This is a genomic window from Cyanobium sp. Morenito 9A2 (genome assembly GCF_024345575.1).
In the GTDB taxonomy this organism is placed as follows: domain Bacteria; phylum Cyanobacteriota; class Cyanobacteriia; order PCC-6307; family Cyanobiaceae; genus ATX-6F1.
In genome coordinates, this window is the sequence record NZ_JAGQBJ010000013.1 from 64,081 (window position 1) to 77,408 (window position 13,328).

Consider the following 13,328-nt stretch of genomic DNA (forward strand, 5'->3'; position numbering starts at 1 on the left):
CCCGATGGGCCTCTTCTTCGCCGACCCTCTCTTTGAGCGCTTTGCGGTCCGCGCCCTGTCGCCTGCGCTCTATGGCGGTGCGGATTTCGGCGAGTGCTTCGTGGCGGCATCAAAAATCGCCCCCGGGGATACCGACAGCTGGTTCTGTGCCTGGACCGCCACGGCGGATCGGTTGGTCCAGATCGCCGAATCCTGTGCCACCGCCGGCCACGCGGTGAGCGCCCGCGAGGCCTGGCTGCGGGCCAGCAACTACTACCGCACCGCCTGGCTGCCGCTCTTCGCTGCGCCCGTGGATCCCCGGCTGGTGGAAGCCTTCGATCGGGAATCCGAGGCGTTCGCCCGGGCGGCCGCACTGATGACGCCGGCCGTGGAGGCCGTGGAGATCCCCTACGAGGGCACGAGCCTGCCCGGCTACTTCCACCGTGCCGATGACTCAGGCCAGCCGCGGCCCTTGCTCATCGCCACCAACGGCTACGACGCCACCGTGCACGAGGCGCACTTCGCCCATGCCGTGGCCGCCGTGCGCCGCGGCTACCACTGCCTCACCTTCGATGGCCCCGGCCAGGGCCGACCCCTCATCCACCAGGGCCTGGTGTTCCGCCCCGACTGGGAGGCCGTGGTGGGCCCGGTGGTGGACCACGCCCTCTCCCGACCCGAGGTGGACCCCCAGCGGATCGCGCTGATCGGCTGGAGTTTCGGCGGCTACCTGGCCCCCCGCGCGGCCAGCGGCGAGCACCGCCTCGCGGCCTGCATCGCCGACCCCGGACAGTGGGACCTCCTTGAGGCCCTGCGCACGAACCTGCCGCTTCCCCCCGCCGTGCGCGAACGCCTCCCGGAGATCGACCCCGCCGAGCTCGAGGGCTTCGAGGCCCAGATCCGCTCCAACCCCTCCCTGCAGTGGACCGTCCGGCGGGCCCTCTGGGTGCACGGGCTCGATTCGATCGCCGACTACTTCCGGATCGCCGGCGACTACAGCCTCCGGGGGCGCGCCGAACGGATCCGCTGCCCCACCCTGGTGGCCTGGGCGGAAGGCGATCCGATCGCCCGCTTCGCGGAGCAGCTCCATGCCGCGCTGCGGTGCCCCCGCACACTGGTGCGCTTCACCGCCGCCGAGGGCGCCGGCGGCCACTGCGAGGAGACGGCCCGCTCCCTGTTCCACCAGCGCGCCTACGACTGGCTGGACGCTGTGTTCGCCAGCCCCGGTGCAGCTCACCCGTGCCGATGACGATGGAGACCTCCCGGCTGGCCCTGGCGGCAGAACCGCCCGGCTGATCCGGCTCAGGGGCGGGCGGGTGCTGGTGGATGACGGAGCTGCCGGGGGCACGGGGGCCTCCTGGCGGGGTGAGACGGGGGGAACTGGTGCAGAAGGGGTTCCGCCGCTCCGGTGAGCAAGCGTTTCTGGCTGTGGTGAGCGGCAAGGGTGATGGCTACCGCCGGCCCGCTGGCATCGCGGTGATTCCTGGGGGGCTCTGGGGCCCTGAGGCGATGGTTTTGTGCTGGCCGACCTTCGCCCGGTGCTCCGGCCGGGCCCAAGCCTGGCGGCCAACGGGCGGGGCAGACTGACTGATCATCGAGGGCGGCGTCGTTGAGGCTGCTGAGTTGAGCGAAACCCCTCTGGAGCAGTTCCTTGCGCGCGTGCGCGCCGACCCCTCCCTGCGGCGACAGGTGACTGAGGCGAGCACAGCCGATCAAGTGTCCCGCCTGGCCCAGTCCCTTGGCTACCCGGTGAGCGGGAGCGACCTCCTGCGCGTTTGCGGAACATCTCCCGCAGGCGTGCGCGTCACCCGCATCGACCATCCCGGCGAATACCCGGGTCGGTACTACTGAACACCTTCTTGGGACAGACCGATGGGCGACACCTATGAGATCCAGCGCGATGACGGCGTGAAGGACGGCATCGCCGGCCAGGGGTTCGCCAGCTACGACGAGGCCCATGCCGTGCTGGAGCGCTACTACGCCGATCTTTGCTGCTCCGACGACCGGGAGTCCTACCGGATCGTGCCGGTCCCCGGGTCAGCTTCGGGAGCCTGAACACCCCCCCCGGATGCGGCAGCCGGTCGCCTGAACCCTGGCCAATGCGCCCCACGGCCTTGCTGCCCGCCGCCGGCCCTGGATGGACGGCATCCGTGCCCGGATCCCGCTGCCCGGATTGGCCTGGGTCGGCGCAGAAGGCTTGGACGGGCCGGCATCGCCGCGGCGGAGCTGGGGTTGGGCGGGCTACGCCAGGCCCACCCCATCGAACAGCTGGCGGCCGGGTGCCCCGGGGGAGGGATCGAACCAGTACTGCTCCACCAATGTCAGGAACGCCTCCCGTGGCAGCCGGTCGGGCGGCAGGCCCAGGGCGGCCAGCATCCCGTTGAGGTTCTCCGCGATGCCCTCGGTGGGATGGCCGTAGGCGGCGGCGAAGGCCGCCAGATCGTTGAGCTCGAGAACGCCATCCCCGTCGAGGTCGAGCACCGTGAAGAAGCCGCCGGCGGAACGGGCGATGAAGACCCGCGCAGCTTCGGGATCGAGGTTGAAGGTGGCGAACACCCGGCGATGGGAGGCGACGAACTCCCCCTGATCCACCTGGCCGTCATGGTTGCCGTCTCGGCGTTTGTTCTCGTGTCGGTAGGTGTCGAGCAGCAGCCGCAGCAGATCCGGAAAGGGGGTGGTCCGCCCCTGCCAGCGCTCAGCGAGGCGTGCCGCCACCGGTTCGAAGTCGCCGCCCAGGGTGTGACGGCCGTCACCGTCGCGGTCGTAGAAGGCGAACAGGCGCCGGTATCTGTGGATCAGCTGGGCTGGCAGGCTGGCCGGCTCGGGGGGGTTGACGCTGCTCGCCATCCAACTTTCGCAAGCAATCGGGGCCACGTTATCCGCCCCCTGCCCTATCTAGCCTGCCGATCTGGAGCCCTGGCTTCCGTGATTTCTGCTTCCCAGCGCCTGCGCTCCCATCTGGCCGGCATGGTGGATGCGCTGGAGCGCCTCAGCGAGGGCCCGACGACGTGCCGGGGGCGATCGAACTGCTCAACCTCAGCTACGACTTCCCCTACGCCGAGGCGGGTCGGGCGCGGCTCAAGGCCGAGCCAGCGGTGGCGGCCCTGGTGCGGGAGCGCTACTGGGGACCCTGGCCCACGATCGAGGAGCTGGCGCGCTATCCCAAGGGCAGCCTGGCCGCGGGCCTCGGCCGCCATCTGATCACCGAAGGGCTCGGTCTCTTGCCGAAGCCCGCGGGGATCGGAAACCTCAGCGATGACGACCAATACCTCCAGCTCCGGATCCGCGCCACCCACGACCTCTGGCATGTGGTGACCGGCTGTCCCACCAACCTGGCCGGGGATGTGGCGATCAATGGCATCGGCGCCCGGCAGCTGTACCACCCGGGGGCGGCGCTGCTGATCTGCGCCGATCTGCTCTCGCGGTCACGGAACGAACCGGCCCAGCCCGACCTGGCCGAGGCGATCGCCCATGGCCTGCGCCTCGGTGGCCACTGCGCGCCCCTGCTGGCCCAGCGCTGGGAGGAGGGTTGGGGCGAACCGCTGACGGCCTGGCGCGATCGCCTGGGGATCAGCGCCCTGCTGGCGGACAGCCCCTTCGCAGACGGTCTCACCGAGGACTGATCACCTTCCCGCTTTGGGTCGAGGAGAATCCTGTCCTACTCCAGCCTTTGAGCTCCCCCCAGCCATGCCGCTCGAACCCGACCGGTTGCGCCCCTTCTGGTATCCGGTGTTGCCGCTCGATCAGCTGGGCGAGGCGCCGGTGGCGGTGGAGCTGCTGGGCGAAGCCCTGGTGATCTGGCGCGGGGCCGATGGGGCGCCCCACGCCGCGCCGGATCGCTGCCCGCACCGCTCGGCGCGGCTCTCGGGCGGCAGCCTCAGCTCGGAAGGCAACCTGCAGTGCCCTTACCACGGCTGGGAGTTCGCCGCTGACGGCGCCTGCCGGGCGATCCCCCAGCAGCCGGAGCGGCCGATCCCGGAGGCCTGCCGCCTGCACACCTACCAGGCCCAGGCCCGATATGGCCGGGTGTGGGTGTGCCTGGCGGACCAGCCCCAGCTGCCGCTGCCCAGCTTCCCCGAGGAGCACGACCCGGCCCAGCGGCGCATCGATGGCTTCTGGGAGCGCTGGCACTGCTCCCCGTTCCGGGTGATCGAAAACGGTCTCGACAACTTCCACCACTATTTCGTGCACCGCGGCCTGCTGGAGGCCACCACGGCCCGGCCCGATCCGATCGAGGGGCCGATCGAGGACACCGCCGATGGCTTCCGTTTCCGCATCCCCCTGCAGGTGCACAACAACACCGTGCTGCAGGACACCCTGGCCAGCGACGCCGGCACGCTGACGGTGGAGCGGCAGGTGAGCTGGATCGCGCCGCTAGGCCTCAGCCTGGAGCTGGAGTGGCCGAACGGCCTGCGCCAGCGCATCGTGCTCCACGCCGTGCCCACGGGCGGGGAGGCCACCCAGATCAGCCGCTTCTACTTCCGCAACGACAGCGAAGAGCAGGTGCCGGCCGCCGCCATGGTGCGCTTCGAGCGGGGCCTGATCGATCAGGACCGGGCGATCCTCACCGCCATGGCCACCGCCCTTGAGCCCTGGCCCAGCGGCGAGCATCTGATCGAGGCGGATCAGCCGATCGCCCTGATGCGCCAGCGGCTGCGGGAGCTGCTTCAGCCGCGCTGAACCAGCAGGTCGCGGGGGTGGGGCTTGGCCCCGAAGGTGATCGGCGTGCCCGTGATCGCCTCCAGGTAGCGGAAGAAGCGGTACACCGGGGCATCGTTGATGCTGGCATTGCCCACCGGAATGCGGCCGCCGCCCAGCAGGGCCGCCTGGCTTTCGATGAAGGGGCGGTCCTCCTCGTTGTTGTGGTTGGAGAGATCGCGCAACGCCTTCAGGGCCGGGCCGTTTCCCAGCAGGGAGCGCCAGCGACCGGCGGCGTACAGGGTGCCGCGCAGGGTGGTGCTGCCCTGATCGTCGGGCACGAACAGCACCGCCAGATGCAGGCCCCCATCGAGCTTGTTGAGCCAGAGGTTGGGGGCGCCGCCCACCTTCCAGTAGGCCTGCAGGCTGTCGCGGTACTGCTCATAGGTGACCAGCACCGAGCGCTCGTCGTCGTCGCAGACCATGTGCATGCCGCTGAGGGTTTCCTGGCCCAGCCAGCGCCGCAGCTGATGCACGGTGCGGGCGATGGCGTGCACGTGGAAGCCGTGGGTGTGGTCGATGCCGCTGGTGAGCACCAGGCCCCAGGGGCCCACCGGGTAGCGGTAGTGGAACAGCGGCAGGGCATCGGTGGCCGGATCGAGCAGCTCGCGCTCGAACTCGGCCGGCAGCCGCGCCGCCTGCAGGGCCGCCTCCACCTCCGGCGCCTGCCAGGCGGCGGGATCAGCTGCAGCGAACAGGCGGCGTCCCGCCGGCAGCCAGAGGAAACCAGCCCACTCCCGCAGCGGCAGCGTGACGAGATGCTCGGCGCTACCGGTTTCGCCATGCAGGGTGTGCACGCAGCGGCCGTCCTGATCGAATTCCTGGTAGTGGTAGGGGCAACGCACCACCGAACCCTGCACCCGTGGCGGCGTGCCGGCGCAGGAAAAGGACACCAGCCGGTGGGGGCAGGCATCGATGTGGGCCGACACACGCCCATTGGCGCCCCGAACCACCAGCAGGGGCAACCCGAACACCCGCAGGCTCAATGCCGATTCCAGCGCCAATTCCCCGCTGGCCAGGATCGGCCAGGCCACCAGCCGCTCCGACAGCCAGGGCCGCTCGAGATCGAGGAACGGGGGCACTGGCTTGAACAAAAGGGACTCAAGCCTACGGAGATCGCTGCCGCCTGTCTGGCAGCTGCCCCGGTCAGCCGACCCCATCGAAGAGATGGCGGCCAGGCGCTTCGTGGGAGGGATCGAACCAGTACTGCTCCACCAGCGTCAGGAAAGCGTCCCGCGGCAGCAGACCGGGCGGCAGGCCCAGGCCGGTGAGCATCCGATCGAGGTAGGCGGCGATGCCGCCGGTGGGATGGCCGTAGGCGGCGGCGAAGGCCGCCAGGTCGTTGTGGCTGAGCAGGCCATCGCCATCAAGGTCGAGCACATCGAAGAAACCGCCGGCGGAGCGGGCAATGAACCGCCGTGCGCCATTCGGATCGGCCCTAAAGACAGCAAACACGCGGAGAGGGGAGGCCACGAACTCTTCCCGATCCACCTGGCCGTCGTGGTCGTGGTCCCGGCGCTCATTTTCGTGCTGGTAGGTCTCGAGCAGAAGGTGCAGCAGATTCGGGAAAGGGGTTGAACGGCCCTGCCAGCGCGCAGCGACGCGAGCCGCCATCGGCTCAAAGTCGCCGCCCAGGGTGTGGCGGCCATCGCCATCGCGGTCGTAGAAGGCGAACAGGCGTCAGTAACGCTGGAACAGCTGGGCCGGCAGGGACGCTGCCGCGGGCTCGGGCGCCGGGTGCTCAGGCCGTTCGGACCCGCTTGACATCCACGGGGCCAGGGGATCGGCCCGCGGCAGCGGCCCTGACGGCCGATATCCTCCGGGAGGCTCCCGTGCCAGGCCCTGATTGATGACCTCGACAAGGTGGTAGCCCCAGGCTGATGACAGGAGCACACTGCTATGGAGCCCACGGGCTGATTCTGAGCAGTGATCTGACCTTGCCGGAACTGCTGCCGGCCTCAGATGTGACTGATCGGCAGCAGCCAGTGCCTTTGACCGCTGGTTGTCACCGGCAGTGGCCAACCCTGGAGCTGAGCCCCCACAGCACGTCCACGCTTCAGCTGGCGCCGGGTGAGTGGCGTCTGGAACTGGAAGGCATCGGCTGGTTCCGGGCTTCGGCAGGGCAGAGGTTGGAATGGGAACGCTGGGACGACAGCGTCAGCGACCGTGACCTGCGCACCTTTCTGGTCACCAGTGGGCTGGGGGCGTTGGCCATCCAGCGTGGTGCCCTGGTGCTGCAGGGCACGGCTGTGGTGCGCCATGGCCAGGCGGTGCTTCTGCTGGGTGAAGCGACCTCGGGCAAATCCACCCTGGCCTGGTGCCTGCTGCAGCAGGGCTGGCGGTTGTTGAGCAGTGAGCTGGTTTCGGTGGATGCCCAGGGCAGGGTCTGGCCGGGGATGCAGCAACTGAAGCTCTGGCACGATGCCACTGTGGCTCTGGATCTGGATGGGTCGCAGCTGCCGCTGGTGCGGCGCGGTCTGAAGCGCTACGCCGTGCCTGCGGAAAGCCTGGCCTGCGCGAATCAGCCGGCACCCCTGCGGTGTGTGTACCGTCTCCTGCGAGATCAGGAGAGCTACGATCGTGATCAGCAAGCGTCGCTGCCGCTGATTCAGGCCTCCGCGGCCTTGACGAAGCAGGCAGCGTTGTTGATCGTGCGCAATCAGGCGTTCCAGGCCAGGGTGGTTCGCGGCATGGGGGCTGAGCAGGGGCTGTTTCTGCAGGCCTCAGCGCTGGTGCGGCAGGTCCCCCTGCATCGCCTGCGGGTTCCCGAAGGCATCCGGGCGATGCGGGAGGCCGTGAGCCGGATCGATCTGCTCGATCCAGATTCGATGGTCCCCAGGCACCCAAAAGGCGTGCCAGAGGAGGATCGGATCGATGGCTGATCGGGATCAGGGCTATTGGTATCTCGCCTCCTATCCCAAGTCGGGCAACACCTGGTGCCGTGTCTTTTTGACGGAGTTGCTGCGCCTCGCTGCGGAGGAGGAGCCCGAGCAGCTCAATCTCAACAGGGACCTCAACACAGGAGCCATCGCCTCATCCCGCCTCTGGCTGGAGGATCAACTGGGCATCAACACCTGTGATCTGAGCTTTGCCGAGCTCGACCCCCTGCGCGGCCGTGCGGGCGAGTCAGCCCGGCTGTTTGCCGAGGGGGAACGGTTCCACAAGGTGCATGACGCCTTTAGCGCCCCGGACTCCCGCGGCCGGCCGGTGGTGAGCACGGCAGGGTGCCGTGGGGTGGTGTATTTGCTGCGCCACCCGGAAGATGTGGTCGTTTCCCTCAGCCATCACTGCTCCTGGCCACTGGCGCGTTGCGTTGGCTTTCTGCTGGACCCTGCTGCGGCTCTGGCTCCGTCGGACCGTTATGGCGGCGATCAGGTGAGGCAGCACCTGGGGCGATGGGACCAACACGTGGTGTCGTGGGTGGATCAGACGCAGTTGCCTGTGCTGGTGATGCGCTACGAAGACATGCTGGCCAAGGGCCCTGAAACCTTCAGCGCACTGGCACGATTTCTGGGCTTGCCAGCTGAGCCGTTTCTGATTGATCAAGCGCTCGCCAACACAGCCATGGAGCGGCTACAGCAGCTGGAACAGCAGCTCGGTAGCTTTGCCGAAAAGTCAAAAGTTTCTGAGCGCTTTTTCCGCTCGGGCCGTACGGGTGAAGGAGCAGAGCAGCTGACTGGGGAGCAGCGGCGCCAGCTGGCCTCTGGGCTGGGTGAGGTGATGCGGCGCTTCGATTTCGAGGGTGTGGATGGGGCCTGAGTACTCGGTTGCGTTTGTGTTTCAGCAGGTGGAGGCGGCTCTGGCCGAGGATCTGCATGCGTTCTGGCGGCTGCATCAGGCTGCCTATCATGCCGAGCTCAGGCGCTTTCGCCTCACGGCACAACGCCGTGAGCCACTGGCACAGCCAGGTCGGCCCCTTCGCCGCCAGACTGCGGCCGTTGCCCGTGGCGGCAGCGGCCAGGTCGTTGGCGTGGTGCTCGTAGTGTTGCGAGAGCTCAACCCTGATCTGCATCTGGGTACACATGCCTATTTCCAACGCATGTACGTGGACCCGAAGGTGCGATCACCACGATTGGCGAATCAGCTGTACAAGACATTTCTCAAGGGGTTCGACGGGGCCAAGGTAGAACGCGACCATCGAGCGGGAGTACTGATGTCGGACAACATCAATCCAGGCCTGCAGAGGAGCTTCATGCGTCGCTATTTCGCGCGGCTTGGCTTTGTCATGCTGGGCTCCAATCAGCTGGGCGGCGAAGTGTGGAGCAGACGATTGGCCACGAAGTTTGTGCTCTGAATCAGACTGGATCTAACACAAGCACCACGTGCCGATGACAGGCCTCCACCAGCCAGTCGCGTACATCCTGCCGGCAGATATCAGGCTCAATAAGATACTCTTTACAGAGAGACTGGCAGAGTTCATTGAGCGTTCTCTCGCTTGAAAGCAGCTCCCAGATCGCGGAGCCCGATTCGTTGAGAACGAGATAATCGCAGGTGCGGCTCTGAAACAGGGTGATCTCCCCATCCAGTTCACTGAACACGGCTTGCGGGTGGCGCTTGAAACGGGTGAAGTCCGAAAAGATTAGGGCTAGCGAATCGCTTGACATTGGGCGAGCGAACACATTGTCGTGAGATCCTTACAGATTCAAGGCCGAGGACAGACTTGAAGCATAGAGAAAAGCAAGCAGATTGCGATGGGTAGAACGTGGTAGATCTGCAAGTATTTCTGAGCCCAGCCAACGCGACCAGCCTTTACCAGGTGATTCTTCCTGATAGATAGCGGCTATCAATTCAACGCAGCCGATGGCCATGGATCGGAAACTCTTTCTAGACGAAGGAAATCCAGCGAGGCGGGCCAGCTGACATCGATTCGTCGGGGTGGATTCTGCAAAATTCATTCAGGCGTGCAATTAGGTTTCTGGCGCACATAATTCGGGGTGGTGAGACAGCTACCGGTGGCCTTGCTAGGGATACAATTTCCGAATGTAGTAACTCCACCACCGCATGTAGGATCATTCTTATCGTGAACCCGGACATCACGATGCTTCACGGTCTCGGTTAGTGCCTTGATCGTTGGCTTCTCCCAAGCCTTCTTCTTGCTGGGTGCGCCATAGCCATTGGATCCAAAGCGGTATTTGATGTCCGCCGAAAAGCGTGTTTCGTAGGCAGAGTCATACGATAAATTAGTGCCAATGGTCAGACCATTGCTGATGTCATAAGCCAACCGTCCCAGCACACCCGACCCATCAGCGTTGTTGAGATCGCCATCCTGGTAGTAATAACCCACCGAGGCGCGGAAATCGGGCGTGATGTTGTAACCCACATCCAGGCCATAGGTGTCTAGTGCACCGCCCAGATAGCCGCTGTTCAGCCGATACTCCGTGGTGCCAACCGGAATCAGCGCATAGGCGTTGACGTTCCAGTGATTCGACACGGCTTCCAACCCTGCTGCCACCTGTTGAAAAAACACGGTGCGAGAATCCGACACGCGGATGCCCGTATCCGGCTGCCCCGTTGCCAACGGGCGGCTGTCATACCCGGCATTGACACCGAACATCCAGGAGCGATCGCCATTCAGCCAGCGGTAGCCCAGCCGTGTGGAGGTGGAGATGGTGGTGCCCTCCACCTCGGTGTTGATGAGGCTGCTGGAGTTGCCGATATCCGGCAGATTGACATCGGCCTTCGCATCGAGAAACCACACACTGTTCTCGTTAACCTTCAGCGGGATGAAGGCGCCGATGCCGATGGCATTCGGTGTGCCGGCACCCTGGGTCTGAGCCTGGAAGCCCCAGTTGAATTGCACGGCATCCTTGAGGGAAATGCTCATCACCCCCAGATCCGCAGCGCTGCCCTCCTGGCTTGCCGGTTGCGGCTCGGCGCTGGCAGGAAGACTGGTCAGACTGAAGTTGGCCAAGCCAAAGGCTGTGCCACCCACCAGCGAGAGTGAGAGACGGATGGAGTGCTGCAATGAGGGCTTGTAGTATTTTTCTGTCTTATACCCCAGCATGTGAATGGGCTAAGTGGGGGGGCAGGCCAATGCGACAACTGGTCTATTGAGGTTGTTGGATCACACCTGCTTGCTCAAGCAGCTGTCCCACCCGCTTGATGTGTCATTGGCCGGCAGTGCAGGTGCTCATGCGAGCAATGATGTGGATACCTGAAGTGCGGGATCTTCCCGACCGACCATCCTCACCGGTCCGGATGGCATTCGCCCGATCAAGCAGTAATGGGTGCATCGTGCCCACACCGTCGTGCACATCAGGGCCTACGCTCTTCTCTTACTAGATATTGGCAGCAGCATCTGCTGCGGGCCCTGCATGTGTTTTCCTTGGACACAATCTGGGCCAGCGAGAACGTGTACCAAGCAGGGAACGAGAGCCCGATGCACATGCACAGCGGCAGTGTCTGGGACCAAAAACCTTTTCGACTTCGTGGAAGTGCCAGAAGTCCGATTTCGTGAATCGGGCCGGATCGTTTCTGTTCAAACCCGCTTCGTCAGTGCACACTCTGCAGATCCTGGACCACGACACCCAGCTGCGGAGGCACATCCACGGCGCCAACCTCAACCTTGAAGATGCCGGCGATGCCGCTCGGCGATCTGCTGCGGCACTGAACGGCTCAGACAAGCCCGTGGCCGGCTCCGCCGCCTTCACCGGTGCGCTGGCCAGCTGGCCAGCCGCCACCCGCTTCAACACAGGGCACCTGACGGCGAACAGGCCGACCGTGTCGAAGCTGGGCGCCAGGAGGTTGACGCCGGCCAGCGAGATGAACCCATGGGATGGGCGCAGGCCCAGGATGCCGCAGTTGCTGGCGGGAACGCGCACGGAACCGCCGGTACCGGGCCGAGCGCGAAGTCGACCAGGCCGCAGGCCACAGCCGAAGCCGAACCGCTCGAGGAGCCGCACGGCACGCGATCGGGGACGCGGGGGTTGAGCGGCGTGCCCTCGAAGTGGTTCTGGCCGAGCAGGCTGAAGGCCAGCTCACCGCACACCGTTTTGCCGACTCAGCAGGCACCGAGCGCCAGCAGCTGCTCCACGCACACCGCATGGGCAGCGGCGGGAGGGTGGGAGTCACGCCAGCTTGGGTTGCCGCACCCGGTCGTCCAGCCCGCCCCATCGATCAGATCCTTCACCGCGAAGCTCGGGCCGTTCAACGGGCCAGGTCCGGTCGGGGGCAGATCGAAGCTAGCCACGAAGGCCAGGCTTCTGGAGAAATTGGCGCGGTCGGACAACCGTGCTTTGCGGCCAACCAATTACCCCCGCCGCTCCGCCTCCCGTTCAAAGGCCTGGAATGCCATTTCCCGGCGAACCTCGGGATCGTCGGTGCTTTTCACCGATCGGCCGCAGACGCCCCGCGTGAGTCGGAGGTCGGGATCAGCAGGGCCAGCAGCACCAGGCAGGCGGCGAAGAGCGCATTGCCATGCCAGTGCCAACTGGACCAATAACGGGCCACGAGCAGTGAGCAGAGCGCGGCGCCCAGGTAGGCGGTGAAGAACAGCCAGGTGCCCAGGCGGGTGCGGGCTTCCGCATCGAGGGAGAACACGGTGGTCTGGTGGGCCACGAAGGCGCCCTGCACGCCCAGATCGAGGCAGGCCATGCCGAGCAGCAGGGCGACCAGGGAGCTGGATCCGATGGCCAGCAGCAACAGACCGACCAAGCCCAGCAGGCAGGCCGCCCGCACGATCCGGTCGGGGCCATGGCGATCCACCAGGCGACCGATCGGCCTGGCGGCGGTGATGCTCACCAGGCCCACCAGGCCGAAGGCGCCGATCGCCGCCGGTGCGAACCGCCAGGGCGGCGCCGCCAGCTGCAGGGCCAGGGCGCTCCAGGTGGCCATGAAGGCCCCGAACAGCAGGGCCTGGCGCAGACACGCTTGCCGCAGGGCCGGGTAGCGGAACCAGAGCTGGAGCAGGGAACGCTGCAGGGCCAAGTAGCCCAGGGGGCGGGGCGGGTGCTGGTGGGGCAGACGGCTGCGGAACAGCACCGCCACCGCCAGCATCAGCACGGCCGACACCGCGTAGATGGTCCGCCAGCCGGCCAGCTCGGCCAGCACGCCGCTAAAGCTGCGCGCCAGGAGCAACCCGCTGAACTGGCCGCTCAGCAGGGTGCCGAGCACCTGGCCGCGCCGCGCTTCAGGCGTTAGCTCGGCCACGAACGGCGGCAGCAGGTAGGGCACCAGGGCGCAGAGGCCGAGCGCGAAGAAGGCGGGCAGCAGCAGGCTGAACCCCGGGGCCAGCACGATCGCCAAGCAGGCCAGCGCCATGCCGGCGGCTGCCCCCACCAGCAGGCGGCGCCGTTCCAGCCGATCGCCCAGGGGCAGCAGCAGCAGCAGGCTCGCAGCCAGTCCCCACTGGGTGGCCGCCGGCACCAGCACGGCGGTGCCGGCGGCCAGGCCGAGCTCGGCGGCGATCGGCGGCAGCAGCGACTGGCTGTAGAAGGGGTTGGCCACGCTTACGCCCACGGCCAGGGCCAGCAGCGGCAGGGGCGGCAGGGGCCCGGGGCTGGATCCACTTTGCTTCAAGCGCTCACTCCACGACGAGGATCAGCCGATCAAAGCCACGGAAGCGATCCCCCACCAGGCGATGGCAGTCCTGCTCATGGCAATGGATGGCCCTGAAGCGTTCCCGCAAGGCGTCGAGCACGGCCCGTCCCTGGAGG

General features: G+C 66.6%; 16 protein-coding genes and 1 pseudogene. 8 read left to right on the forward strand and 9 right to left on the reverse strand.

Annotated elements, in window-relative coordinates:
* Window positions 1–4: 4 nt before the first annotated feature.
* The 3 genes from KBY88_RS13795 (at window position 5) to KBY88_RS13805 (ending at window position 2,031) form a co-directional block, all read left to right on the forward strand.
* Complete coding sequence (locus KBY88_RS13795; RefSeq protein ID WP_254940516.1) at window positions 5–1,225, forward strand: alpha/beta hydrolase family protein; 1,221 nt, start codon at window positions 5–7, stop codon at window positions 1,223–1,225.
* A 374-nt stretch (window positions 1,226–1,599) separates the two neighbouring features.
* On the forward strand, window positions 1,600–1,827 hold the full coding sequence (locus KBY88_RS13800; protein ID WP_254940517.1) for a Nif11-like leader peptide family natural product precursor: 228 nt from the start codon (window positions 1,600–1,602) through the stop codon (window positions 1,825–1,827).
* A 21-nt stretch (window positions 1,828–1,848) separates the two neighbouring features.
* Window positions 1,849–2,031 (forward strand): hypothetical protein, encoded by a 183-nt coding sequence (locus tag KBY88_RS13805; protein ID WP_254940518.1) that lies wholly within the window; start codon window positions 1,849–1,851, stop codon window positions 2,029–2,031.
* A 186-nt stretch (window positions 2,032–2,217) separates the two neighbouring features.
* Here KBY88_RS13805 and KBY88_RS13810 read toward each other — a convergent pair whose 3' ends face one another.
* A complete protein-coding gene (locus tag KBY88_RS13810) occupies window positions 2,218–2,823 on the reverse strand; it encodes an EF-hand domain-containing protein (protein ID WP_254940519.1) in 606 nt (201 codons plus the stop codon).
* Window positions 2,824–2,984: 161 nt separating this feature from the next.
* On the opposite strand from KBY88_RS13810, the gene KBY88_RS13815 reads away from it, so the two are divergent.
* Both KBY88_RS13815 and KBY88_RS13820 read left to right on the forward strand, forming a co-directional pair.
* Window positions 2,985–3,599 carry a Coq4 family protein gene (locus KBY88_RS13815; protein WP_254940520.1) on the forward strand — a complete coding sequence of 205 codons (615 nt, stop codon included), beginning with the start codon at window positions 2,985–2,987 and terminating at the stop codon, window positions 3,597–3,599.
* 64 nt (window positions 3,600–3,663) lie between these two features.
* Complete coding sequence (locus KBY88_RS13820) at window positions 3,664–4,656, forward strand: Rieske 2Fe-2S domain-containing protein (protein WP_254940521.1); 993 nt, start codon at window positions 3,664–3,666, stop codon at window positions 4,654–4,656.
* Here the strand turns inward: KBY88_RS13820 and KBY88_RS13825 are convergent.
* Both KBY88_RS13825 and KBY88_RS13830 read right to left on the reverse strand, forming a co-directional pair.
* Window positions 4,644–5,756, reverse strand: a complete 1,113-nt coding sequence (locus KBY88_RS13825; protein WP_254940522.1) for a Rieske 2Fe-2S domain-containing protein — start codon at window positions 5,754–5,756, stop codon at window positions 4,644–4,646. The genes KBY88_RS13820 and KBY88_RS13825 overlap by 13 nt on opposite strands.
* A gap of 64 nt (window positions 5,757–5,820) precedes the next feature.
* Window positions 5,821–6,288 (reverse strand): EF-hand domain-containing protein, encoded by a 468-nt coding sequence (locus KBY88_RS13830; protein ID WP_254940523.1) that lies wholly within the window; start codon window positions 6,286–6,288, stop codon window positions 5,821–5,823.
* 266 nt (window positions 6,289–6,554) lie between these two features.
* Here KBY88_RS13830 and KBY88_RS13835 point away from each other — a divergent pair, with 266 nt between their 5' ends.
* Genes KBY88_RS13835 through KBY88_RS13845 form a run of 3 tightly spaced genes read left to right on the forward strand, consistent with a single transcriptional unit; the run spans window position 6,555 to window position 8,968 of the window.
* The gene (locus KBY88_RS13835) at window positions 6,555–7,556 is read left to right on the forward strand and encodes a hypothetical protein (RefSeq protein WP_254940524.1); all 1,002 of its coding nucleotides are present in this window, start codon (window positions 6,555–6,557) and stop codon (window positions 7,554–7,556) included.
* Window positions 7,549–8,433 (forward strand): sulfotransferase domain-containing protein, encoded by an 885-nt coding sequence (locus KBY88_RS13840; protein ID WP_254940525.1) that lies wholly within the window; start codon window positions 7,549–7,551, stop codon window positions 8,431–8,433. Before KBY88_RS13835 ends, KBY88_RS13840 begins: the two co-directional genes overlap by 8 nt.
* Window positions 8,434–8,449: 16 nt before the next feature.
* A complete protein-coding gene (locus tag KBY88_RS13845) occupies window positions 8,450–8,968 on the forward strand; it encodes a hypothetical protein (protein WP_254940526.1) in 519 nt (172 codons plus the stop codon).
* A gap of 1 nt (window position 8,969) precedes the next feature.
* Here the strand turns inward: KBY88_RS13845 and KBY88_RS13850 are convergent, their stop codons facing one another.
* From KBY88_RS13850 to KBY88_RS13865, 6 genes and pseudogenes are all read right to left on the reverse strand, one after another.
* On the reverse strand, window positions 8,970–9,212 hold the full coding sequence (locus KBY88_RS13850; RefSeq protein WP_254940527.1) for a PqqD family protein: 243 nt from the start codon (window positions 9,210–9,212) through the stop codon (window positions 8,970–8,972).
* Window positions 9,213–9,565: 353 nt separating this feature from the next.
* Entirely contained in the window at window positions 9,566–10,639 is a 1,074-nt protein-coding gene (locus tag KBY88_RS13855) for a carbamoyl-phosphate synthase (protein WP_254940534.1), read from the reverse strand.
* A 313-nt stretch (window positions 10,640–10,952) separates the two neighbouring features.
* Entirely contained in the window at window positions 10,953–11,576 is a 624-nt protein-coding gene (locus KBY88_RS16325; RefSeq protein WP_396103209.1) for an amidase family protein, read from the reverse strand.
* Window positions 11,525–11,662: pseudogene (locus KBY88_RS16330) on the reverse strand (amidase family protein); the annotation flags it as partial. The gene KBY88_RS16325 and the pseudogene KBY88_RS16330, both read right to left, overlap by 52 nt.
* A 12-nt stretch (window positions 11,663–11,674) precedes the next feature.
* Window positions 11,675–11,824, reverse strand: a complete 150-nt coding sequence (locus KBY88_RS16190; RefSeq protein WP_315858140.1) for a hypothetical protein — start codon at window positions 11,822–11,824, stop codon at window positions 11,675–11,677.
* Between the two features lie 176 nt (window positions 11,825–12,000).
* Complete coding sequence (locus KBY88_RS13865; RefSeq protein ID WP_254940528.1) at window positions 12,001–13,191, reverse strand: MFS transporter; 1,191 nt, start codon at window positions 13,189–13,191, stop codon at window positions 12,001–12,003.
* Between the last annotated feature and the right edge of the window lie 137 nt (window positions 13,192–13,328).

Bases quoted from the DNA above. Each gene is read 5' to 3' on its own strand.
- KBY88_RS13795 (WP_254940516.1), top strand. From the start codon at position 5: ATGGGCCTCTTCTTCGCCGACCCTCTCTTTGAGCGCTTTGCGGTCCGC.
- KBY88_RS13805 (WP_254940518.1), top strand. From the start codon at position 1,849: ATGGGCGACACCTATGAGATCCAGCGCGATGACGGCGTGAAGGACGGC.
- KBY88_RS13810 (WP_254940519.1), bottom strand. From the start codon at position 2,823: ATGGCGAGCAGCGTCAACCCCCCCGAGCCGGCCAGCCTGCCAGCCCAG.
- KBY88_RS13820 (WP_254940521.1), top strand. From the start codon at position 3,664: ATGCCGCTCGAACCCGACCGGTTGCGCCCCTTCTGGTATCCGGTGTTG.
- KBY88_RS13830 (WP_254940523.1), bottom strand. From the start codon at position 6,288: ATGGCGGCTCGCGTCGCTGCGCGCTGGCAGGGCCGTTCAACCCCTTTC.
- KBY88_RS13835 (WP_254940524.1), top strand. From the start codon at position 6,555: ATGACAGGAGCACACTGCTATGGAGCCCACGGGCTGATTCTGAGCAGT.
- KBY88_RS13840 (WP_254940525.1), top strand. From the start codon at position 7,549: ATGGCTGATCGGGATCAGGGCTATTGGTATCTCGCCTCCTATCCCAAG.